23 protein-coding genes are annotated in these 22305 nt (G+C 68.8%); 13 read left to right on the forward strand and 10 right to left on the reverse strand.

Translation table 11 applies throughout. The annotated features are described in order from the left end of the window. The first annotated feature begins 56 nt into the window (after positions 1-56). The 4 genes from nthA (at position 57) to EPN98_RS01885 (ending at position 1915) form a co-directional block, all read left to right on the forward strand. The gene (gene nthA / locus EPN98_RS01870) at positions 57-668 is read left to right on the forward strand and encodes a nitrile hydratase subunit alpha (protein ID WP_293359492.1); all 612 of its coding nucleotides are present in this window, start codon (positions 57-59) and stop codon (positions 666-668) included. After that, entirely contained in the window at positions 665-1315 is a 651-nt protein-coding gene (gene nthB / locus EPN98_RS01875; protein ID WP_293359495.1) for a nitrile hydratase subunit beta, read from the forward strand. The genes nthA and nthB overlap by 4 nt, the downstream gene beginning before the upstream one ends. Further along, positions 1302-1637, forward strand: coding sequence for a nitrile hydratase accessory protein (locus EPN98_RS01880; RefSeq protein ID WP_293359498.1), 336 nt, complete (start codon positions 1302-1304; stop codon positions 1635-1637). The genes nthB and EPN98_RS01880 overlap by 14 nt, the downstream gene beginning before the upstream one ends. 65 nt (positions 1638-1702) lie before the next feature. Further along, positions 1703-1915 (forward strand): hypothetical protein, encoded by a 213-nt coding sequence (locus EPN98_RS01885; RefSeq protein WP_293359501.1) that lies wholly within the window; start codon positions 1703-1705, stop codon positions 1913-1915. On the opposite strand, the gene EPN98_RS01890 is transcribed toward EPN98_RS01885, so the two are convergent. Beyond that, positions 1912-2277 (reverse strand): DUF6481 family protein, encoded by a 366-nt coding sequence (locus EPN98_RS01890; RefSeq protein WP_293359504.1) that lies wholly within the window; start codon positions 2275-2277, stop codon positions 1912-1914. The genes EPN98_RS01885 and EPN98_RS01890 overlap by 4 nt on opposite strands. A gap of 75 nt (positions 2278-2352) precedes the next feature. Further along, positions 2353-2772, reverse strand: a complete 420-nt coding sequence (gene ndk, locus EPN98_RS01895) for a nucleoside-diphosphate kinase (RefSeq protein ID WP_293359507.1) — start codon at positions 2770-2772, stop codon at positions 2353-2355. 240 nt (positions 2773-3012) lie between these two features. Here ndk and EPN98_RS01900 point away from each other — a divergent pair, with 240 nt between their 5' ends. Continuing rightward, positions 3013-4890, forward strand: a complete 1878-nt coding sequence (locus EPN98_RS01900) for an ABC-F family ATP-binding cassette domain-containing protein (RefSeq protein WP_293359510.1) — start codon at positions 3013-3015, stop codon at positions 4888-4890. A gap of 4 nt (positions 4891-4894) precedes the next feature. Here EPN98_RS01900 and EPN98_RS01905 read toward each other — a convergent pair whose 3' ends face one another. Genes EPN98_RS01905 through EPN98_RS01915 form a run of 3 tightly spaced genes read right to left on the reverse strand, consistent with a single transcriptional unit; the run spans position 4895 to position 6094 of the window. Next, the gene (locus EPN98_RS01905; RefSeq protein WP_293359513.1) at positions 4895-5170 is read right to left on the reverse strand and encodes a hypothetical protein; all 276 of its coding nucleotides are present in this window, start codon (positions 5168-5170) and stop codon (positions 4895-4897) included. 59 nt (positions 5171-5229) lie between these two features. After that, the gene (locus tag EPN98_RS01910; protein ID WP_293359516.1) at positions 5230-5547 is read right to left on the reverse strand and encodes a polyhydroxyalkanoic acid system family protein; all 318 of its coding nucleotides are present in this window, start codon (positions 5545-5547) and stop codon (positions 5230-5232) included. A gap of 55 nt (positions 5548-5602) precedes the next feature. Then, complete coding sequence (locus tag EPN98_RS01915) at positions 5603-6094, reverse strand: BON domain-containing protein (protein ID WP_293359518.1); 492 nt, start codon at positions 6092-6094, stop codon at positions 5603-5605. A 110-nt stretch (positions 6095-6204) separates the two neighbouring features. On the opposite strand from EPN98_RS01915, the gene EPN98_RS01920 reads away from it, so the two are divergent. Continuing rightward, the gene (locus EPN98_RS01920; protein ID WP_293359521.1) at positions 6205-7236 is read left to right on the forward strand and encodes a lysylphosphatidylglycerol synthase domain-containing protein; all 1032 of its coding nucleotides are present in this window, start codon (positions 6205-6207) and stop codon (positions 7234-7236) included. 325 nt (positions 7237-7561) lie between these two features. Further along, positions 7562-8392: an HAD family hydrolase gene (locus EPN98_RS01925; RefSeq protein ID WP_293359524.1), complete on the forward strand. Its 831-nt coding sequence runs from the start codon at positions 7562-7564 to the stop codon at positions 8390-8392. 10 nt (positions 8393-8402) lie between these two features. On the opposite strand, the gene EPN98_RS01930 is transcribed toward EPN98_RS01925, so the two are convergent. Beyond that, the gene (locus EPN98_RS01930) at positions 8403-8693 is read right to left on the reverse strand and encodes a DUF1330 domain-containing protein (RefSeq protein WP_293359526.1); all 291 of its coding nucleotides are present in this window, start codon (positions 8691-8693) and stop codon (positions 8403-8405) included. 2 nt (positions 8694-8695) lie between these two features. Beyond that, positions 8696-10141, reverse strand: coding sequence for an NAD(P)H-hydrate dehydratase (locus tag EPN98_RS01935; RefSeq protein WP_293359528.1), 1446 nt, complete (start codon positions 10139-10141; stop codon positions 8696-8698). 112 nt (positions 10142-10253) lie between these two features. On the opposite strand from EPN98_RS01935, the gene EPN98_RS01940 reads away from it, so the two are divergent. Then, positions 10254-11054: a phytanoyl-CoA dioxygenase family protein gene (locus EPN98_RS01940; protein ID WP_293359531.1), complete on the forward strand. Its 801-nt coding sequence runs from the start codon at positions 10254-10256 to the stop codon at positions 11052-11054. Here the strand turns inward: EPN98_RS01940 and EPN98_RS01945 are convergent. Together EPN98_RS01945 and EPN98_RS01950 are read right to left on the reverse strand one after the other, a co-directional pair. Next, positions 11051-11620 carry a histidine phosphatase family protein gene (locus EPN98_RS01945; protein WP_293359534.1) on the reverse strand — a complete coding sequence of 190 codons (570 nt, stop codon included), beginning with the start codon at positions 11618-11620 and terminating at the stop codon, positions 11051-11053. The genes EPN98_RS01940 and EPN98_RS01945 overlap by 4 nt on opposite strands. Positions 11621-11626: 6 nt before the next feature. Next, on the reverse strand, positions 11627-13168 hold the full coding sequence (locus EPN98_RS01950; protein ID WP_293359537.1) for an acetyl-CoA acetyltransferase: 1542 nt from the start codon (positions 13166-13168) through the stop codon (positions 11627-11629). Between the two features lie 240 nt (positions 13169-13408). Between EPN98_RS01950 and EPN98_RS01955 the strand changes: the two genes are divergently transcribed. The 3 genes from EPN98_RS01955 to EPN98_RS01965 all read left to right on the forward strand — a co-directional run bounded on the left by EPN98_RS01955 (position 13409) and on the right by EPN98_RS01965 (position 17274). After that, complete coding sequence (locus tag EPN98_RS01955) at positions 13409-13747, forward strand: P-II family nitrogen regulator (RefSeq protein WP_293359540.1); 339 nt, start codon at positions 13409-13411, stop codon at positions 13745-13747. A gap of 32 nt (positions 13748-13779) precedes the next feature. Further along, complete coding sequence (gene glnA, locus EPN98_RS01960; protein WP_293359542.1) at positions 13780-15189, forward strand: type I glutamate--ammonia ligase; 1410 nt, start codon at positions 13780-13782, stop codon at positions 15187-15189. A 153-nt stretch (positions 15190-15342) separates the two neighbouring features. After that, positions 15343-17274: a peptidase M61 gene (locus EPN98_RS01965; RefSeq protein ID WP_366558448.1), complete on the forward strand. Its 1932-nt coding sequence runs from the start codon at positions 15343-15345 to the stop codon at positions 17272-17274. A 6-nt stretch (positions 17275-17280) separates the two neighbouring features. Here the strand turns inward: EPN98_RS01965 and EPN98_RS01970 are convergent, their stop codons facing one another. Further along, positions 17281-18189 carry an alpha/beta hydrolase gene (locus EPN98_RS01970; protein ID WP_293359548.1) on the reverse strand — a complete coding sequence of 303 codons (909 nt, stop codon included), beginning with the start codon at positions 18187-18189 and terminating at the stop codon, positions 17281-17283. A gap of 280 nt (positions 18190-18469) precedes the next feature. On the opposite strand from EPN98_RS01970, the gene parE reads away from it, so the two are divergent. Beyond that, positions 18470-20521, forward strand: a complete 2052-nt coding sequence (gene parE, locus EPN98_RS01975; RefSeq protein ID WP_293359551.1) for a DNA topoisomerase IV subunit B — start codon at positions 18470-18472, stop codon at positions 20519-20521. A gap of 166 nt (positions 20522-20687) precedes the next feature. After that, positions 20688-22280, forward strand: coding sequence for a DEAD/DEAH box helicase (locus tag EPN98_RS01980; protein WP_293359554.1), 1593 nt, complete (start codon positions 20688-20690; stop codon positions 22278-22280). The last annotated feature ends 25 nt before the right edge of the window (positions 22281-22305 follow it).

Consider the following 22305-nt stretch of genomic DNA (forward strand, 5'->3'; position numbering starts at 1 on the left):
CATCGGGGTCACGCGCGGTCTTCACCCCAGCGCCGGGTTGGGCCACCTTGTCGGTCATGGCGCACGATCATCACGACCACGACCACGACCATGAGCAGGAGCCGCCCTCGGACATCGCGCTGCGGGTGAAGGCGCTGGAGTCCCTCCTGATCGAGAAGGGGCTTGTCGACCCGGCGGCGCTGGATGCGATCGTCGATCACTACGAGCACAAGGTGGGCCCGCGAAACGGCGCCCGGGTGGTCGCCAAGGCCTGGAGCGACCAGGCCTACCTGGAACGGCTGCGCGCCGACGCCACCGCAGCCATCGCCGAGCTCGGATTCACCGGCCGGCAGGGCGAGCACATGATCGCGGTCGAGAACACGCCGACAACCCACAACCTCGTCGTCTGCACCCTGTGCTCCTGCTACCCGTGGCCAGTGCTGGGGCTGCCGCCGGTCTGGTACAAGTCGGCGCCCTACCGCGCGCGCGCCGTCATCGATCCGCGCGGCGTGCTGGCGGACTTCGGGACCGAACTGCCTGACGACGTCGAGGTCAGCGTCTGGGATTCCACCGCCGAGGTCCGCTACCTGGTGATCCCCGAGCGGCCGGCCGGGACCGAGGGGCTGTCGGAGGCCGAGCTCGCCGACCTGGTGACCCGCGACGGCATGATCGGGACGGCGCGGCTGTGAACGGCGTGCACGACATGGGCGGGATGCACGGCATGGGTCCCATCACGCCCGAGCCCGAGGGGATCGCCTTCCATCATGCCTGGGAGGGGCGCGTCCACGCTCTGAACCTCGCCTCGCCGACCCGCGGCAACATCGACGCCGGACGGCACAAGATCGAACGGATGCCTCCGGCCGACTACCTGCGCATGAGCTACTACGAGAAGTGGCTGGCCCGGGTGGAGCAGTTGCTGCTGGAAGCGGGCTACATCACCGCAGACGAGCTGGCGTCGGGCCGCGCGGCGCCGGGCGCGCCGAAGTCGACGCCGTTCCGGCCGGCCGCCAGCGTCCACGCCGCTCTCACCAGCCCCTATTCGTACGTTCGCGACGTGCCGCCCGCGGCGTTCGCCGTGGGCGACCGTGTCCGCGCCAGGGTGATGAACCCGCCCGGCCACACCCGCCTGCCCCGGTACGTGCGCGGCCGCGTCGGCGTGATCGACCGGCTGCATGGCGGCCACGTCTTCCCCGATCGCCACGCCCACGGCCACGGAGAGGATCCGCACCACCTCTATTGCGTCCGGTTCGAGGCGCGCGAGCTGTGGGGCCCCGAGGCTCCGGCCCGCGACAGCGTCCGGCTCGATCTGTGGGAGCCCTACCTTGAGCGCGCCTGACGTCCTGAACCTTCCGCGGCTGCCGCGCGACGCCGAGGGGCCGGTCTTCGCCGAGCCCTGGCAGGCGCAGGCCTTCGCCCTGACCCTGAAACTGCATGAGGGCGGCGCCTTCACCTGGACGGAATGGGCCGACGCGCTGTCGACGGAGCTCAAGCGCGATCCCGAGGACGACGGCTCACGCTACTACGAACACTGGGTCGCGGCGCTGGAGGGTCTGGTGACAGGGCGCAAGCTGGCCGCCACCGATGAGCTCATCTCGCGCAAGGCGGCTTGGAAGAACGCCTACCTGCACACGCCGCACGGTCGCCCCGTCGAATTGTGACCGGATCTGGCGGGCCTCGGGAACCTTCACCGTACTGACGCGCTGAGCGGGTGCGGGAGGCCGACATGGTGCAGTACGCTGTGGCGCAGAAGGACCGGGACTGGACCGTCTTCAGGGACGGACAGCCTCTCGCCGGCGACCTCTCAAGGTCTGCCGCGGTGCAGATGGCCAAGGACCTGGCCTTCGAGGCCGAGGCGCGTGGCGAGGCCGTCGAGCTGTTGATCCAGGGCTACTACGGCGAATTGAGCCGGCGCGTGACCGGCTCGACCGGGGATTAGCCGGTCCGCCGCATCTGGGCCTTCATCTCACGCTTGAGGCGAGCAGCTTCCTTCTCGGCGGCCTTGCGGGCCTTGCGCTCTTCGCGCTTCAGCTGAAGCATCAGCTCTTCGTCGTTCTCGATTGCGAGGCGGCGCTCTTCCTCGGCCTTCTCCTTGGCGAGGCGGGCGGCTTCCTTCTCGGCGGCGCGCTTCGCACGCACTTCCTCGAGTTCGCGGGCCTTTTTCTGGGCGGTGGTTTCGAATGCGCCTTCTGCGGCGGGCACCGCGGGCTTCGGCTTGAACTTCGCCAGGAGGGCTTTCCGGGCCTCGGCCTGAGCGGCGAGGCGATCGGAGAAGCCAGGCATGACCTTGGATTCTCTCATGTTCACTTGTGCAAAGGTGGAAACGAACAACTCCGCGGAGCGATCCCCGCGGAGCCTGACGATGCGCCCTGAGGCTCAGCCGACGATATCGGCGTCCGTGAAGAACTGGGCGATCTCGATCTTGGCGTTCTCGATGCTGTCCGAGCCGTGCACCGAGTTCTCGCCGACGCTCTCGGCGTACAGCTTGCGGATCGTGCCGTCGGCGGCCTGGGCCGGGTTGGTCGCGCCCATGACTTCGCGGTAGCGGGCCACGGCGTTCTCGCCTTCCAGCACCTGCACGACCACCGGGGCGGAGGTCATGAACTCGACCAGTTCGCCGTAGAACGGGCGCTCGGCGTGAACCTCGTAGAACTTCTTCGCCTGGGCCTCGGTCATCTTGATGCGACGCTGGGCCACGATGCGCAGGCCGGCATCCTCGATCACCGCGTTGACCTTGCCGGTCAGGTTACGACGCGTGGCGTCCGGCTTGATGATCGAGAAGGTGCGTTCGGTCATGGGCTCCGTTGGGGCTCTGATGGAAATGGGGAGGTGCGCAAGGGCGGACCCTTCGCGCGTCGGCGCGGTCTATATCGCCAACCGCCGTCGCGGATCAACCCGCTAGAGCCGGCCTGCACAGGCTCGCGACGTTTCGCCCCGTGCTTCCCGGCGCCGAACCGGGCCGATTTCCGCCGATGCGCGGCCCGCCCATGACGCAGCGCACCATGTCTGCTAGACGCGGCGCCCACGGATCCTCCCATGCTGCAAATCAAAGACCTTGTCCTCGACGCCTGGGGACGCCGCTTCTTCGACCAGGCCACGGTCACCCTGCCCAAGGACGCCAAGGTCGGCCTCGTGGGCCGCAACGGCGTGGGCAAGTCGACGCTGTTCAAGGTGATCCTGGGCCAGCTCCATGCGGGCGGCGGCGAGATCGGCCTGCCCCGGCATGCCCGGATCGGCTCAGTGGACCAGGAGCATCCCGCCACGCCGGTCACCCTGCTGGACACGGTGCTCGAGGCGGATGTCGAGCGACACACCCTGCTCTCAAACCTGGATACCGCCCCGCCGGAGGAGCTGGGCGAAATCTATGCGCGGCTGATCGAGATCGACGCCGACCGCGCGCCCTCGCGCGCCGCGGAAATCCTGGCCGGCCTGGGTTTCTCGCAAGAGGATCTGGCGCGGCCGATGGCGGAGTTCTCGGGCGGCTGGCGGATGCGCGTGGCGCTGGCGGCCAGCCTGTTCTCCGAACCAGATCTGCTGCTGCTGGACGAGCCTACCAACTACCTGGACCTGGAAGGCGCCCTTTGGCTGGAGGCGCGGCTCAAGAAGTACCCGCACACGGCCATCGTCATCAGCCACGACCGCGAGCTGCTGAACAACTCCTGCGACCACATCCTTCATCTGAAGGACGGCAAGCTGAACCTGTACCCCGGCGGCTACGACAACTTCGAGCGCCAGCTTGCCGAGAAGCTGCGCCTGCAGGAAGCGACCCGAGCGAAGGTCGAGGCCCACCGGGCCCACCTGCAGTCGTTCGTCGATCGCTTCCGCGCCAAGGCCTCGAAGGCCACCCAGGCCCAGTCGCGCCTGAAGATGATCGCCAAGCTGCCGCCGGTCTCGGCGGTGATCGAGGAGCGGGTGACCCCGTTCTCGCTGCCCTCGCCCGAGCGCCCCCTGGCCCCGCCCCTGCTGCGGCTGGAGGACGCCTCGGTCGGCTACGGCGGCGCGCCGATCCTGAAGAAGCTGAACCTGCGACTCGATATCGACGACCGCATCGGCCTCCTCGGCGTGAACGGGGCCGGCAAGTCGACCTTCGCCAAGCTGGTGGCGGGCGCGCTGACCACCGGGGCCGGCGCGCTGCATCGCAGTCCGAGGCTGAAGGTGGGCTGGTTCCACCAGCACCAGATCGAGGCGATGGATCCGACAGACACGCCGCTGGACATCATCCGGCGGCTGATGCCCGGGTCCACCGAGGCCTCGCGCCGGTCGCGCCTGGCGCAGTTCGGGATCAGCTTCGAGAAGTGCGAGACGACGGTCGCCAACCTGTCGGGCGGCGAGCGCGCGCGCCTGCTGCTGAACATGGTGGCCATGGAGGCGCCGCACCTGCTGATCCTCGACGAGCCGACCAACCACCTCGACATCGACTCGCGCCGCGCCCTGCTGGACGCCCTGAACGATTACGAGGGCGCGGTGATCCTCATCACCCACGACCGTTCGCTGATGGAGCTTGTGGCCGACCGCCTGTGGCTGGCGGCAGACGGCAAGATCGAGCCGTTCGATGGCGACATGGAGGACTATGCGGCGTTCGTGCTGGAGCGCGCCCGCGTGGCCGCGCGCAGTCCGACGCAGGTGAAGGCCGAACCTGAGCCGGTCGTCGCGCCGCCCCCGCCAGCGCCGCGGGTGAAGGTTCCCACCGGCACGGCGCGCCGCCGCGCCGAGACGGCGGAAGCGGCTCTGGCGAAGGCGAACGAACTGGTCGCGTCGATCGACCGGGCGCTGAGCGACCCGGCGACCTTTGCCGGCGACCCCGCGAAGGCCGCCGACCTGGGCCGCCGGCGTGAGGCCGCCCAGAGCGCCCTGGAGGCCGCCGAGCTCGAATGGATCGAGGCCCAGGAAGCCTACGAGGCGCTCATCCAGTAAGGCGTCAGGTGATGTGCTTGGGGCTGATCGGATCCGAGCCCGGGAAGGTTTCTTCCAGCGCCTCGTCGACCAGGGCCTCCTGACGGTCCTCGGCCTTGGCTTCGCGCTCGGCCATGTGGTCGATCTTCTCGCCTTCGGGCGGCGGCTCGACCGCGCGGACGTGCGCCGCCTCGAAGTTGCGGTGCTCTTCCAGCGCCTTCGCAGCCTCGGTCGAGGGCGCGTCGGTTGGGTTGCGGATCGGGGCCTCGTCGGCGTCGGGGCGGGTCTGGTTGTCGGGCATGTGGGGCTCCTGAAAACTGTCCCCCGAAGAACGTCCGCCTGCGGTTTAGGTTGCTCGGATCAGCCCCGCTTGGGCCCCTCCAGCAGGATCTGACCCTGCTCCCGCAACCGGCCCTTCACCTTGCCGGCGATCATCGCGAAAATGCCCGGCAGGTTCACCTCCAGGCAGACCTCGCGCTCCTGCACGAGGATCTTGCCCGACACGGTCTGGCCGATCGCGACCAGCGAGAAATGCAGCGTGTCGCCGTCCCAGGTCTTCTCGAGGTCGCCCACCGCGCCGATCTGGCCGGTCAGCCGGGCGGCGCCCTCGTCGATCCGGCGGCGGGCCTCGGCGCGACCGAGTTCATGGGGAATGTTGACGACGACAGGTTTGCTCATGATGCGACAACAGTTGGGATGCCCGGCGCGGTTCCGCAGCCCCCTGGCTCGTCATTCACGAGAAGAACGTCCATCGTCCGCGCTCGCGGACGCGGAGGTTGTTCTGCACGTTGCGGACGCCGTCGATGTCGGCGACGTCCTCGATGCGCCGCTTGTCGCCCTTGTGGCGAACCGTGCCGAAGAGGGTGACCTCGCGGTCGTGCACCTCGACCTTCACCTCGCGCAGGTCCAGGCGGCGTTCGTCCTCCAACCGCTCCATGATCACCGCCCACAGCACGCGGTCCGAAGGGCCGTCGCGGCGGACGGTCCGAGGGTCGCGGTCATGGGCGGCCCCGTCATCGCGGTAGCGCCGCGGTTCATCGACGGGCGGCAGCGGCGGTTCGCCCGGGTGCGGCCGGCCGTCGTCGTAGGCCCGGTAACCCGAGCGGGTCCGGGGGTCGTAGCCATAGAGGTTGGAATAGTCGGCCTGGCCGTAGTCGTCGCGCGCCGGGTCGCGCAGACGCCGCAGACGATCGGCCTCCCGATTGCGCCAGTCTTCGCGTTCCATCGGCCATCTCCTCAATTTCGTCGGGAAGTGGGGAAAGAACCTCCGCCTTGCACTTCGGTTCCAGGAAGGGACCATGGGCGCGCCCTCGATTCCCTGCGGATATCCGGCCCTTGCTGACGCCCGACCCTACCGCCAGGCCCGAGCCCCTCCCCGAGGATGTGGAAGAGGAGCTGGCTGCGGTGCTCCCAGAGACGCAGGGCTCGCGCTTCGGCCGGTTCCTGCGGAGCGCGGTGTGGCACTTCGTGGCCGTCCTGCTGCTGGCGGCGGCGGCGTTCATCCTGTGGCGCGAGTTCCATGACCTCAGTCCGCAGGACCTTGCGGCGGCGATCCGGGCCTGGGGCTGGGATTCCACTCTGCTGGCGATCGTCTTCTCGGCGCTGAGCTTCCTGCTGATGGGCGTGGTCGAGCTGATGGGCCTCCGCTGGGCGGGGGCAAAGATCGGCGCCGGGCAAGCCCTGGCGGGCGGGTTCATCGCCTGCGCCATCTCGCACAGCCTGGGCGCCAACCTGCTGGTGGCTGGCGCGGTGCGGGCCCGGTTCTACGGCAAGCACGGTATCACCCTGCGCCAGGTGGCGGCCGCGACGGTCTTCAACAGCTTCACCTTCGCCGTGGGCATCTGCACCCTGGCGGGCGCCAGCCTGCTGCTGGCCGGCAGCAAGGAGATCGCCGCCGTCAGCCGGATCGCAAATCCGGTGGCCGATGTCCTGGGCGGCCTCCTGATCACCGGCGTCGTCGGCTACGTCGTTCTCTGCGCTGTGCTGCACAAGCCGCTGCGGGCGTTCGGCCACAGCGTGAAGCTGCCCTCTGTCCGCGTCGCGCTGGCGCAGCTGGCCATCGGCACGGTCGACAACGCGGTGGCCGCGGCCATCCTCTGGATCCTGCTGCCGGCCGGCGCCGTCGGCTATTTCACCTTCGTAGGGGCGTACGCGCCATCGGTGGTTGTAGGCCTGATCAGCCATGTTCCCGGCGGCGTGGGGGTGTTCGAGAGCTCGGTCTCGACCCTGCTGAAGGGGATCGACAGCGCCGCCCTGGCCGCCGCCTTCCTCGGCTATCGGCTGTTCTTCTTCGTGCTGCCGCTGATGATCGCCGGCCTGGCCCTCGCGATCGACACGGTGCGCGAGCGCGCGCGCCGCCCGGCCTGACGTCGAAGAAAATTCGGGCTCCCGAAAAAAATTCTACGCAGAGGTGCATCTTTCCGCATCCGGGGGGGATCCGCCGACGTAACTCCCCTGTCCGCGCATCTCCCACAAGCATCGGACACCAGAAACGCGGCGGCGGCCCTGTTCCCCGACAACCGCCACCGTGCGCCCCGGTCCCCGCCTCCCGTCGCGGGACCGGGGCGACCCTTACAGGTCGCCCCGGTCTGTTTGCTTAGGTTGGGGGGTGACCCTTACAGACTGGGCTGCGCTTGACCGGAACAAGCGCCACCCTCGTCGGGCTCCCCCAACACTGCTACTGGAACCGGCCATGAGCCGCCCTCTCGCCGTCTTCGCCTACGATTTCGACGGCACCCTTGCGCCCGGCAACATGCAGGAACACGCCTTCATCCCCGACGAGCTGGGGATGGCGCACGCTGATTTCTGGGCCGAGGCGGGCAAGCTGGCGCGCGAGCAGCGCGGCGACGGCATCCTGGCCTACATGCACCTGATGCTGGCCAAGGCCCGCGAGAAGGGCCTGGAGCTCAGCCACGACAGCTGGCGCCGCAGAGGCGCCGCCCTGCCCCTGTTTCCCGGCGTCGAGGACTGGTTCGCCCGCCAGAATGCGCGGGCCGAGGCGCTGGGCCTGGACCTGCGCCACTTCATCATCTCGTCGGGCAATCGCGAGCTGATCGAGGGCTCGCCGATCGCCAAGTGGTTTGACCGGATTTACGCCTCCGGCTTCATGTTCGACGAGGACGACGACGCGATGGGGATCGCGCTGGCGATCAACTACACGGGCAAGACCCAGTACCTGTTCCGCATCAACAAGTGGACGCTGGACGAGTGGGACAACGACGGCATCAACGCCGTCCAGGCCGACCGCGACCGCCCGGTGCCCTTCGACCGCATCGCCTTCTTCGGCGACGGGCTGACGGACATCCCGGTGATGCGGGTGATGACCGACCACGGCGGCCACCCGGTGGCGGTCTACGACCCCGACAAGGAGATCACCGAGGCCGCGGCCGAGAAGCTGCTGAAGGACGGCCGCGCGCGCCTGGCGGCCGGCGGCGACTACCGCGAGGGCTCGCCGCTGGACACCCTGGCCGACGAGATCCTGCGCGAGATGGCGCGGGGCGTGACCAGCGATATGTTCGGGTAGGGCCGCGACCTCAGTCGCAACCGTCGACCAGGATCAGTTTACTGTCGGTGGTCCCGTGCCGGACCGCGAAGAGACCCTGCGCCTCCGGGTCGTCCAGGAACGCCCTCGCGTTGTCCTGCGACGGGAACTCCAGGATAACCAGCCGCTGGGGCGACCAATTGCCCTCAATCACGGTCGGCTCGACGCCGCGAACGATATAGCGGCCGCCGTGCTTCTCGATGAACGCCGGGATGGCCGAGACGTAGGGAAGGAAGCCCCGCAAGTTGTGGACGGCGAAATCCAGCACGAGGTAGGCCTTCATCGTCACCGCTCCTCGTACAGCCGCCGTAGCACCGTCGGCGCGAGACCCGGCAGGTCCTCCGAGATCAGGCCCGGGCCATGTAGTTCCGCCGCCTCCGCGTGGATCCAGGCGGCGGCGCAGGCGGCTTCGAAGCTGTCCATGCCCTGGCTGACGAGGCCGCCGATGAAGCCGGCCAGCACGTCGCCTGAGCCCGCGGTGGCCAGCCAAGGCGAGCCGTTGATGTTCACCGCGCAGCGGCCGTCGGGTGCGGCGATCACGGTGTCGGCGCCCTTGAGCAGCACGACGGCGCCGGCCTTGGCTGCGGCGCGACGGGCGGCGGTGATGCGTTCTGGGGCGGCCTTGAGCAGGCCGGGGAACAGGCGCTCGAATTCGCCCTGGTGCGGGGTCAGGACGTCGTCGCGGTCCAGCACCGAGAACAGTTCGCCCGGATCGTCGCGGAAGACGGTGATCGCGTCGGCGTCCAGGACCAGCGCCGCGCCGGTGCGGGCGAGCGCCAGGACGTTCAGCAGCGTGGTCTCGGTGACGCCGGCGGCCGGGCCAATGACCGCGGCGTCGGCCTGGTCGGCGGCCTGTTCCAGCTCCAGGTCGTTGGCGTAGGGCTTCAGCATCACCGCCTCGAGATGGGCGGCGTTGGCGGCCAGGGCCTCTTCCCGGGCGTAGATCGTGACCAGCCCGGCGCCGATGCGCAGGCCCGCGCGGGCGGAGAGCCGGGCCGCCCCCGTGCTCCAGGCGTCGCCGCTGACCACGATCAAGCGGCCACGCTGGTGCTTGTGCGAGGACGCCGAGGGCCAGGGAAACCGGGCGCGCCAGAGTTCGGGGCCGTTCTCGAACAGCGTGGACGGCGTCGCGCCCAGGCCGATATCGGCGACCACGATCTCGCCGCAGCGGCTGCGGCCAGGCTCCAGCACATGGGCCGGCTTGCGGGCGTGGAACGTCACGGTCAGGCCGGCGATGAACGATGGCCCCAACGGCTGGCCGGTGTCGCCCGGCAGGCCGCTGGGCGTGTCGATGGCGACCACCGTCTCGGGACGGCTGGCCAGCAGGGCGGCGGCGTGGGCGGCCGCGCCGTCCAGGGCCCGCGACAGGCCGGCGCCGAACAGCGCGTCGATGACCAGGGCCTCGCCGAGGGCGCCGTCCAGCGGCAGGGTCTCGCCATCCCAGCGGGCGCGCATGGCCTGGGCGTCAGGGGTCGCGGGCTCGCCCAGCGCGCGGACCGACACGGGCCATCCCCGCGCCTTCAGCAGCCGGGCCACGACATAGCCGTCGCCGCCATTGTTCCCGGGGCCGCAGAGCACAAGCACGGGCTGGACATCGAAGCGCTGGGTGACCGCGTCGGCCACGGCCAGGCCGGCGCGTTCCATCAACTCGACGCCGGGCGTTCCGGCCGCGATGGCGGCCTTATCGGCCGCGCCCATCTCGGCGACGGTGAGGATGGGACGGGCGGTCAAGCTGAACTCCTGGGCCAACGGCCTGTCTTCCAACGCCGGGCGCGCCGGTTCAAGCCCTTCGCACCTGCGCTGCGCCTCGGCTAGCATGCCCTCTGGACAGGAGTATGACCGGATGGACGACGCCGCCCGCGCTGACCACATCGGACGCGTCCGACGCGACGGCTACACGATCGTCGAGAACGCCATCGCACCCGACCTGATCGAGGCGTTGAACGACGCGCTGGCCCGCCTGGAACGCGACCTGGACGCCAAGCCCGCGATGAACGCCTTCGAGGGCCACCGCACGGTGCGCATCTACAACCTGCTGGCCCACGGAGCCCCGTTCGACCAGATCCCGACCCATGAGGCGGTGCTGCCCGTGATCGAGGGCGTGCTCGACCCTGGCTGTCTGATCTCGTCGCTCTCGTCCATCGCCATCGATCCCGGCGAGACGGCCCAGCCGATCCATGCGGACGACATGGTGATCCCCCTGGACAAGCCGCACCGGCCGATCGTCTGCAATTCGATGTGGGCGCTCACCGACTTCACCGAGGAAAACGGCGCGACCCGGCTGGTCCCCGGCAGTCACCTGAAGGGCAACCCCGAGTACGGCGGCGCCTATGACACCATTCCCGCCGAGATGGCGAAGGGCAGCGTGCTGATCTGGGAGGGGTCGCTCTGGCACGGCGGCGGGGCCAACCGAACCGACACGCGCCGGACGGGCATCGCCATGAACTACTGCGCGGGCTTCATCCGCCAGCAGGAGAACCAGCAGCTGGGCCTGTCGCCCGACTTGGTGCGCGGCTTCTCCCCGCGTCTCCAGGAGCTGGTGGGCTACGGCGTCTACCAGGGCCTGATCGGCCACATCGACAAGTCGAGCCCCGCGCAACGCCTGAACGGCGGCGGATCGTTCCGATCGATCTGGGACCGCTAGAGGACGCTGGTCGCCGCCTCGGCGCCCTTTTCGACCAGCCGGACCGTCTCGCCGTCGGTCTCCAGGATGGTGATCGAGCAGTGGTCGGGCCGGAAGGCCAGCACCTGGTCCACGCCCAGCAGCTTGGAGACCGCCGCGTTGATCGCGACGTAGTGCGAAAAGACCGCCGTGTTTCCGCGTCGCGCCAGCGAGGCGATGATCTCGCCGCGCCAGGCGTCGTAGTCCATGTCGCCCTGAATCGCCCCCCACGTCCCCTGGAACGCCTCGCGCAGCCAACCCGGCCGGGCCTCGGCCGACAGCGCCCTGGGCGTCGGGATTTCGCCCACCACCGGATCGATCTCGGCGGCGACGCCCAGGGTCTGGGCGGTCGGCTCGGCGGTCTCGCGGCAGCGGCGGAGCGGCGAGCTCACGACCAGGGTCGGACGCTCGGCCTCCGGACGCGAGAGCAGCCAGTCGCGGGCCGCCCTCGCCTGTTCCTGGCCCGTCTCGTCGAGACCCGGATCGTCGTCGTGGCCACCCCAGGTGGAGGACGGCCGGCCGTGCCGGATCAGGTAGAGACGCGCCATGAGGGATCAGTCCGGAGTGAAGATGTTGAGGTCGCCCTTCTGGACCACCGTGCCCGTCCGGCCAACCTGTTCCGACGTTTCCATGCCGGCCAGCAGGGCCGGATCGTCGGGCGTGTTGGCGGCGAAGCGGCGGCCGTTGGCGTCCCGGCCGACCACGATCGCCATGAACGGTCCCTCGCGCTTGTGGACGACCGTGTAGGTCTCGATCGTAGCCGGGCCTTGCGGCGATTCCGTGATCTCGGGATGCGGCAGGGCGTCGATCTCGCGCTGGAGCACCGCTGGGTCTTCGCGCTCGAACGGCTTGTCCGGCGCCTTCGTGGAATAGACGCCGGTCGACTGCTTGGTCAGGTACCAGCCGTTGCCGGTGATCAGGCCGTACTTGCCGGGGTTCTCAGTGAGCTTGCGGTGCATCGCCGCCACCGAGTGCATGACGTAGTTGTTTCCCGGCCCGCCCATGTAGGGCAGCCCGCCGGTGATCGTCAGGCCGCGCGGGTCGTCCAGCGAAAGGCCCAGCTCCTCGGCGCCGACCTCGACCGCCACGGGGAAGCACGAATAGAGGTCGATGAAGTCGACCTTATCCAGGCCGATCCCCGCCATCTCGAACGCCCGCTTGCCCGTGAGCCGCATGGCGGGGCTGGAGTGGAAGTTCTGGCGGTCCAGGGGATGCCAAAGGTCGGCCGCGTCGGCGCAGCCGTGCAGGTAGAGCCATTTCGATTCCGGCACGCCCAGCTCGCGCGCCTTCCTGACGCTGCAGACGAAGACGGCGGCCGATTGGTCGACCTCCATGATCGCGTTCAACAGTTTGGGGTACGGATAGCCGATCATCCGGTTCTTATCGGAGACCTCGACCAGCTCCTCGGGCGTCCGCTCGGTCGGGAACCAGGCGTACTCGGGGTTCTGCGCCGCCACCTTGCTGAACGACGAGAACAGCCGGCCCATCTGCTTCTGGTGGTCGGCCAGCGAGCGCTTGTCGCGCGCCCGCAGCGCGTTCTCGAAAAGCGGGTAGATGTTGATCGGCCGGTTCAGGCCGTGGCGCGCCTCGTAGGCCGTGTTGCCCGGCCGCGGATCGCCGACGCGCTTGGGCAGCTCGAGGGTCTCGTCCTCGACCGCCTTCCAGTCGTCGAACGACAGGCCCTTGCCGGCCCGCTTCATCGCCGAGCCCAGAAACTCGCAGCCGACGGTCAGCGCCAGCTCGGCCTCGCCCTTGGCGACACGCTCGGCCAGCATGTTGATCAGGTACTGGGGCGTGTTGCCGCCCATCTCGGAATAGACGCTCCAGCGCGGGCTGGCGCCGATCATCGACGACAGCAGCGCGGGCGGGTTGGTGGAGTGCGGGATCATCCCGCGCTTCGAGCCGGGCGCATCGATCGTGAAGCCCACGACGGCAAGGGTGTCGATCGCGGCCAGCCCTTCGGCGCCTATTCCGGCGTCGGCGGCCGCCCTTTCCGCTGCAATCTTCAGCAACGTGGTCGGCGACGGGGAAGCGGCCGGATCGCCCCGGTATGTGAATTGGCCCGCTCCGATGAGCACCGGGGTCCGTTCATCCATCTCAACCCGTCTCCCAAACCTTGTTTCAACGCGATCCTAGGCGCCGAACCCGCCCCAACAAGGCGATTTCCGACGTGATCATTTTCTGACCTTATGGCGCCTATTTTCTAGGCGCCCGATCAGTTTCCCAGGCAGCCGCAACGGCAGGCAACCAAAGCCTGCTTGTCGCCCGTGGCCGGTGCGTGCTGGGTCGCCGGCGATCGCCGGGGCGTCTTCCCACCGGTTCCTGAAGTTGGGTCCATGAAAAAGATCGAAGCCATCATCAAGCCGTTCAAGCTGGACGAGGTGAAAGAGGCCCTGCAGGAACTCGGCGTGCAGGGCATGACCGTGGTCGAGGCCAAGGGCTACGGTCGCCAGAAGGGCCAGACCGAACTCTACCGCGGCGCCGAGTACGTCGTGGACTTCCTGCCCAAGATCAAGATCGAGGTCGTCCTGGCCGACGACCAGGTCGATCGCGCCGTCGAGGCGATCGCGGGCGCCGCCCGCACGGGCCGCATCGGCGACGGCAAGATCTTCATTTCCGAGGTCCTCGACGTGGTGCGGATCCGCACCGGCGAGACCGGAACCATCGCTATCTGATCATCGAGCGTTTCAAGAAGGGGATAACCGCCATGGCTTCCGCCAAAGACATCCTGAACATGATCAAGGAGAAAGACGTCAAATACGTCGACGTCCGCTTCACCGACGTGCGCGGCAAGATGCAGCACGTGACCTTCGACATCGACCTGGTCGACGAGGACTTCCTCACCGACGGCACCATGTTCGACGGCTCCTCGATCGCCGGCTGGAAGGCCATCAACGAGAGCGACATGAAGCTGCGTCCCGACCTGGACACGGCGATCATCGACCCGTTCTACCAGCAGACCACGCTGGCGCTGTTCTGCGACATCGTGAACCCCGATACCAACACGCCCTACAACCGTGACCCGCGCTCGATCGCCAAGGCGGCGCTCAACTACGTGAAGTCGGCGGGGATCGGCGACACGGTCTACTTCGGCCCCGAGGCCGAGTTCTTCATCTTCGACGACGTGCAGTGGAACACCTCGCCGCAGGACACCCGCTACTCGTTCGACTCGGTCGAGCTGCCGGTGAACAGCGGCAAGACCTACCCCGAGGGCAACATGGGCCACCGCCCGGGCCCGAAGGGCGGCTACTTCCCCGTGAACCCGGTCGACTCGGGCCAGGACCTGCGCGGCGAAATGCTGGCCGTCATGGGCGAGCTGGGCATGAAGCCCGAGAAGCACCACCACGAAGTGGCGCCGGCCCAGCACGAGCTCGGCCTGAAGTTCGACACCATGATCACCATGGCCGACCGCCTTCAGCTCTATAAGTACGTGATCCACAACGTGGCGCACGCCTACGGCAAGACCGCCACCTTCATGGCCAAGCCGATGTTCGGCGACAACGGCTCGGGCATGCACGTGCACCAGTCGATCTGGGCCAACGGCAAGCCGCTGTTCGCGGGCGACAAGTACGCGGGCCTGTCGGACCTGTGCCTGTGGTACATCGGCGGCATCATCAAGCACGCCAAGGCGATCAACGCGTTCTCGAACTCGACGACGAACTCGTACAAGCGCCTGGTGCCCGGCTACGAAGCCCCCGTGAAGCTGGCCTACTCGGCCCGCAACCGCTCGGCCTCGATCCGCATCCCGCACGTGGACAGCCCTAAGGCCAAGCGCCTGGAAGCCCGCTTCCCCGACCCGATGGGCAACCCCTACCTGACGTTCGTGGCCCTGCTGATGGCCGGCCTCGACGGCATCGAGAACAAGATCGATCCGGGCGCGCCCGCCGACAAGAACCTCTACGACCTGCCGCCGCGCGAACAGAAGAAGATCCCGGAAGTGTGCGGCTCGCTGCGCGAAGCCCTCGAGAACCTCGACAAGGACCGGGCCTTCCTCAAGAAGGGCGGCGTCATGGATGACGACTTCATCGACAGCTACATCGAGCTGAAGATGGAAGAGGTCATGCGCCTCCAGCTCCATCCGCACCCGGTGGAATTCGATATGTACTACAAGTGCTAATCAGCGAAAGCTGATGTGAGTGGGGCCGCGGAGAGATCCGCGGCCCTTTTCGTTTGCGGCGATCCGGCCCGTCACGCGAGCGCAACGATGCGGCGTGCGGCAGTTGAGGCCCACCGCCATACCGCTCTAGAACGTCCGGAAATCCGTCATCGAGTGGTCGTCTTGAAATCTGCGTTCCTTGCCGCCGCCGTGGTGCTGGCGGTCGCCGCGCCTGCCGTCGCACAGCCGTCCGAAGGGCCCCAGCCCGCCCCGATGCCGCCCGCGATCCCCGCGCCGCGTGACGTGGCCTATCCGGGGACGATCAGGCTGGATGTCGACCTCACCGACACGGCGCGACGCATCTGGCGCGTGAAGCAGACGATCCCCGTCGCTCAGTCGGGGCCCCTCACCCTGCTCTATCCGCAGTGGCTCCCGGGCAAGCACGCCCCGCGCGGCGCCATCGACAAGCTGGCCGGGCTGGTCATCAAGGCCGACGGCAAGGTCATTCCGTGGGTGCGAGACACCGTCGACGTCTACGCCTTCCACCTGAACGTGCCCGCGGGCGTGCGCGAGATCACGGCCGAGTTCCAGTTCCTCACCCCCACGGCGCCGAACCAGGGGCGGGTGATGGTGACGCCCGAGATGCTGAACCTGCAGTGGGAGGCGGTGGCCCTCTATCCGGCCGGTCACTTCAGCCGCCGGGTGATGGTGGAGCCGCGCATCAAGCTGCCGGCCGGCTGGGGCTACGGCGTCGCGCTGGACACTGTGAGCCGTGAGGCGGACTCGGTGCGTTTCAAGCCGGTGGACTTCGAGACCCTGGTGGACAGCCCGATGTTCGCCGGCCGCTACTTCCGTCAGATCGACCTCGACCCCGGCGCCAGATTTCCCGTCCGCCTGAACGTGGTGGGCGACACCGCGGGCGAACTCGAGGTCAGCGCCCAGGTCGTCGAGCGGCACAGGAACCTGATCCGCCAGGCCGACAAGCTGTTCGGCTCGCGGCCGTTCGACCGCTACGAATTCCTGGTGGCCATATCGGATCGCCTCGGCAGCATCGGGCTGGAGCATCACCGGTCCAGCGAAAATCAGGTCGAGCCCGGCTATTTCACCGACTTCGACAAGGCGGTGACCGACCGCAACCTGCTGCCGCACGAGTACACCCACACGTGGGACGGCAAGTCCCGCCGCCCGGCCGAGCTGTGGACGCCCAACTTCAACGTGCCGATGCGCGGCCAGCTGCTGTGGGTCTACGAGGGTCAGGACCAGTACTGGGGCTATGTCCTGGGCGGCCGCTCGGGGATGTTCTCGAAGGACGAGAGCCTGGAAGCGCTGGCCGCCACGGCCGCCACCTTCGAGACCCGCATCGGGCGCCGCTGGCGGCAGATGGAGGACACCGGCCAGGACCCGGTGATGTCGGCCCGCCGCCCGCAGCCGTGGGTGAGCTGGCAGCGCAGCGAGGACTACTACTCCGAGGGCCAGCTGATCTGGCTGGACGCCGACACCCTCATCCGCGAGCGGTCGGGCGGGAAGCGTTCGCTGGACGACTTCGCCCGCGCCTTCTTCGGCGGCAAGGACGGCGACCGTACGGTGCGGCCCTATACCTTCGACGACGTGGTCGCCACCCTGACCGCGGTCGAGCCCTACGACTGGGCCGAGTTCCTCAAGGTGCGCGTCAAGGACGTGGCCGTGAAGCCGCCCCTGGACGGCATCACCCGCGGGGGCTGGAAGCTCGTCTACACCGAGACGCCGACGAGCTTCTTCAAGGCGGGCGAGACCGCCAACAAGCAGACCAATCTCACCTACTCGCTGGGCGTGGTGCTGAACCGTGAGGGCGAGATCACGAGCGTGCTGTGGGACAGCCCGGCGTTCGAGGCCGGTCTGACGGTCTCGACCCGGATTCTGGCGGTCGACGGCATCGCGTATGACGCCGAACGCCTGAAGACCGCGATCACGGCGGCCAAGGACGGACGGCCGATCAGCCTGCTCGTCAAGAACGGCGACCACTTCCAGACCATCGCCATCACCTACAAGGGCGGCCTGCGCTACCCGCGCCTGGAGCGCATCCCCGGCGCGCCGGACCTGCTGAGCGAGATCTACCGGGCGAAGTAGGCCGGGTCAGGCGAACCGTTCGTCCATCCAGCCGCCCGCCACATGGATGGCCCGGCGGGCGGCCTGCAGGGCGGCGCCCCAGGCGTGGAAGACGTGGATCATCTCGGGCCAGACCTCGAGGCGTACGTCGACGCGGGCGTGGGCCAGGACGTCCGCCAGGGTGACGCTGTCGCTGAGCAGCGCCTCTTCCGAGCCGGTCTGAATCAGCACCGGGGCGACGCCTTCGAAGTCGCCCAGGATCGGCGAGGCCAGCGGGTCGGACGCCTCCAGGCCGCCGAGATAGTCGCGTGCGCTGGCGTCCAGGCCCGGCTTGCTGATCATCGGATCCGTGTCGGCCTTGGTGCGATAGCTGGCGCCGGACTGGCTGAGGTCGACCCAGGGACTGATTACGAAGAACCCGGCGGGCTGTGGCAGGCTCTGAGCCTTGAGGCGCAGCGCGAGCGCCATGGTGAGGCCGCCTCCGGCCGAGTCGCCGGCCACGACGATGCTCGCCGGGGCCACGCCTTCCTCCAGCAAGGCGCGGTAGACCGCCTCGGCATCGTCCACCGCGGCGGGGAAGCGATGCTCGGGCGCCAGCCGATAGTCGGCGGCGATCGCGCGTGTGCGCGCCGCCGCCGCCAGACGGGCCACCAGCGGCCTGTGGCTGCGCGGGCTGCCGGCCGTGTAGGCGCCGCCGTGGAGGTAGAGCATGCGTCGCTCGCCCAACGCGCCCTCGGGCGTGACCCGCTCGCACCGGACGCCGCCAAGCGTCAGCGGCTCGTGCCAGCAACCGGTGGGGAGCGCGCCCGCCTCGCCCATGGCGTCCATCGCGGCGCGGCGCTCCGCGTGGCTGGGGGGTGGTGCGCCGGGATCAGGGCGGCGGGCCGCCATCAGCGCGCGAACACCCGCAATCTCCGGATCCCGCCAGCTCGCCAAGACGCCCTCCGACAGCCGCACCCGGATCGTGCCCTAGAATCATCGGGTTGGGACAGCCCCCGCGCGCGGCCGCCCAGGCGACGGTGTCCAGCGTCCCGACTCCACCGAGCGGGCATCGTAAGTCCGCAGATCGTCGGGCGCCGCGCTGGTGACCTCGACGCACCCGGCGCAGGAGGCGACCCGCGCTCGCCCCTTGGGAGAATTTCGCTTTCCTTTGACCCGACCACCCCCACGCGCCCATAGGGTGGCCCGCCGAGAATCGACGCAACTTCAGTCCAAGATGTCCAAGTCCTCTTCCCAGCCCGCATCAGATCTGTTCGGCGACGACGCCCTCAATCCCGTGCCAGCCGCGCCGCTGGCCGAGAGCCACGAGCCACGCCCGGACGTGGCCACGAGCAAGGGCGGCTATTCCGCCAAGGATATCGAGGTCCTCGAGGGGCTGGAGCCGGTCCGCAAGCGGCCGGGCATGTATATCGGCGGCACCGACGAACGCGCGCTGCACCACCTGTTCGCCGAAGTCCTGGACAACGCCATGGACGAGGCCGTCGCCGGCCACGCCAAGGTGATCACGGTGAGCCTGGACGCTGACGGCGCCCTCACTGTCACCGATGACGGCCGCGGCATCCCGGTCGACCCGCACCCCAAGTACCCGGGCAAGTCGGCCCTGGAAGTCATCATGACCGTCCTGCACTCGGGCGGGAAATTCTCGGGCAAGGCTTACGAGACCTCCGGCGGCCTGCACGGCGTCGGCGTCTCGGTCGTGAACGCCCTGTCCGAGCGCGTCGAGGTCACCGCCTGGAAGGACGGCTTCGAGTGGCGCCAGGCCTTCACGCGGGGCAAGTCGGTCGCTCCGATCGAGAAGCTGGGGCCGACGCGCAAGAAGGGCACCCAGATCAGCTTCACGCCCGACCCGGTGATCTTCGGCGACGGCGTGGCGTTCAAGCCGGCCAGGCTCTACCGGATGGCGCGCTCCAAGGCCTATCTGTTCGGCGGGGTCGAGATCCGCTGGAAATGCGATCAGTCACGGATCCAGGACCAGACGCCGCCTGAGGCCGTCTTCCGCTTCCCCAACGGCCTGGCCGACTTCCTGGCCGAGCGGATCAAGGGGCTGGAGACGGTGACGCCCGAGCCCTTCACCGGCCGCTATGAACGCCCCGGCGAGGCCGGCAAGGTCGAGTGGGCCGTGGCCTGGACGCCGGCCGGATTCGGCGAGGCCGACAGCTTCATGCAGTCGTACTGCAACACGGTTCCCACGCCCGAAGGCGGAACGCACGAGAGCGGCCTGCGGGCGGCGATGACGCGCGGGCTCAAGCAATACGCCGAACTGGTGGGCGAGAAGCGCGGCGCCCTGATCACCGCCGACGACGTGGTCTCCCAGGCCGGCGCTCTGGTCAGCGTGTTCATCCGCGACCCCGAATTCCAGGGCCAGACCAAGGAAAAGCTGTCGTCATCCGAGGCCCAGCGCCTGGTCGAGAAGGCCCTGGCCGACCCGTTCGACCATTGGCTGACCGCCCAGCCCAAGGCCGCCAGCGCGCTACTCCAGTTCGTGGTCGAACGCGCCGAGGAGCGGCTGAAGCGGCGCAAGGACAAGGAAGTCGCCCGCGCCTCAGCGACCCGCAAGCTGCGGCTGCCCGGCAAGCTGGCGGACTGCGCGGGTTCGTCCACCACGGGCACCGAGCTGTTCCTGGTCGAGGGTGACTCGGCCGGCGGCTCGGCCAAGCAGGCCCGCGACCGCAAGACCCAGGCGATCCTCCCTCTGCGGGGCAAGATCCTGAACGTCGCATCCGCTACAGCCGACAAGTTCGGCGGCAACAAGGAGCTGTCGGACCTGTTGCTGGCGCTGGGCGCGCAGACGGGGTCGAAGTTCAGGGACGAAGACCTGCGCTACGATCGCATCATCATCATGACGGACGCCGACGTCGACGGCGCCCACATCGCGAGCCTGTTGATCACCTTCTTCTACCGCACGATGCCCGACCTGATCCGGACGGGCCGGCTCTATCTCGCGCTCCCGCCGCTCTATCGGCTGAGCCATGGCGGCAAGGCGGTCTATGCCCGTGACAACGAGCACCGCGACCAGCTGCTGGCCAGCGACTTCAAGGGCAAGAAGCCCGAGATCAGCCGCTTCAAGGGCCTGGGCGAGATGATGCCGGGCCAGCTCAAGGAAACCACCATGGACCCCAAGACCCGCACGCTCGCGCGGGTCACCCTGCCCCGGGCGGAAGAACTGGTGGAGGACCTGGTGGAGCGCCTGATGGGCCGCAAGCCCGAGGCGCGCTTCCAGTTCATCCAGGAGAACGCCGAGTTCGCCGTGGCCGATCTGGACATCTAGAACACCCGGGCCGGGGGGCTGCGCCGAGAGGCGCCGTGAACTTCACTGTTCAGCACGCGTTGACTTGACGCAGGTTGACCGTATGTTCCGCGCGCGTGGCGATCTCCGCCTGCGCAGCCGCGTTGCGCCAGCCTCACTTGAGTGGGCGCCGCCCACCCGGACACGAATGACCGAATTCTCCGATCTTGGCCTGTCGCCTGCGACCCTGAAGGCCGTCGCCGACACCGGCTACACCACCGCCACGCCGATCCAGGCCGAGGCGATCCCCTATGCCCTGCACGGGCGCGACGTTCTGGGCATCGCCCAGACGGGCACCGGCAAGACCGCCGCCTTCACCCTGCCCATGATCGATCGGCTGGCCGCCGGCCGCGCGAAGGCGCGGATGCCGCGCGCCCTGGTGATCGCGCCGACCCGCGAACTGGCCGACCAGGTCGCCGCCTCGTTCGAAAAGTACGCCAAGGACCAGAAGCTCTCGTGGGCCCTGCTGATCGGCGGCGTGTCGTTCAAGGACCAGGAGCAGAAGCTGGATCGCGGCGTCGACGTGCTGATCGCCACGCCCGGCCGCCTGCTGGACCACTTCGAGCGCGGCAAGCTCTTGATGACGGGCGTGCAGATCATGGTGGTCGATGAAGCCGACCGCATGCTGGACATGGGCTTCATTCCCGACCTCGAGCGCATCTTCAAGCTGACGCCGCCCAAGAAGCAGACGCTGTTCTTCTCGGCGACCATGCCGCCCGAGATCACGCGGCTCACCAAGCAGTTCCTGAACGATCCGATCCGCGTCGAGGCCTCGAAGCCAGCGACGACGGCCGACACGATCACCCAGAACCTGGTGCGGATCCCGACCGCTGACCCCAAGGCCAAGCGCACGGCGCTGCGCGAGCTGATCGGCCGGGCGGACGTGAAGAACGGCATCGTCTTCTGCAATCGCAAGTCCGAGGTCGACATCGTCGCCAAGTCGCTGAAGAAGCACGGCCTGGACGCCGCGCCGATCCACGGTGACCTGGACCAGGCCACCCGGATGCGCACGCTGGAGAGCTTCCGCAGCGGCGCGCTGCGCCTGTTGTGCGCCTCGGACGTCGCGGCCCGCGGCCTGGACATCCCGGCCGTCAGCCACGTTTTCAATTACGACGTGCCGCACCACGCCGACGACTATGTGCACCGCATCGGCCGGACGGGCCGCGCGGGCCGCCTGGGTCAGGCGTTCATGATCGTGACGCCCGCCGACAGCCGGAACCTGGACAAGGTGCTCAAGCTGATCGGCAAGGTTCCGGAAGAGATCGTCATCGAGGGGATCGACTGGGGCAGCATCAAGGACGAGCCGCGCGCCGGGCGCAGCGGCGGCCGTGAGCGCAGCAGCGGCCGCGACCGTGGTCCGGGCGGTCCCCGAGGCCGCGACCGCGAACGTCCGCCACGGGACACCCGCCCGCCGCAGGCCGAAGCGCCCGCCGAGGTTCAGGCCGAGGCGCCCGTCCCCGCCGCCGAAGAGGCCCCTGCCCGCGTCCGTCGTGAACGCCCCCGTCGTGAGCGCGAGGAGCGCGCACCCCGGGAAGCCCGCCCCGAAGCCGAAGCGCGCGAGCCCCGTCCGGACCGCGAATCGCGGCCGCGCCGCGACGAACGCCCTGCGCGCAGCGATCGCCCGCGGGACGATCGAGGCGCCCGCGGTCGTGACCAGGAGGACAACGAGCGCGTCGTCGGCTTCGGCGGCGACACGCCCGCATTCCTGACGCGCGCCACCCCGAAAACCTCTCAAGATTAATCTGGCGCTTTAACCCGTCGTTTGG

Origin of the sequence: Phenylobacterium sp. (genome assembly GCF_004299445.1) — a bacterium.
Taxonomy (GTDB): Bacteria; Pseudomonadota; Alphaproteobacteria; order Caulobacterales; family Caulobacteraceae; genus Phenylobacterium.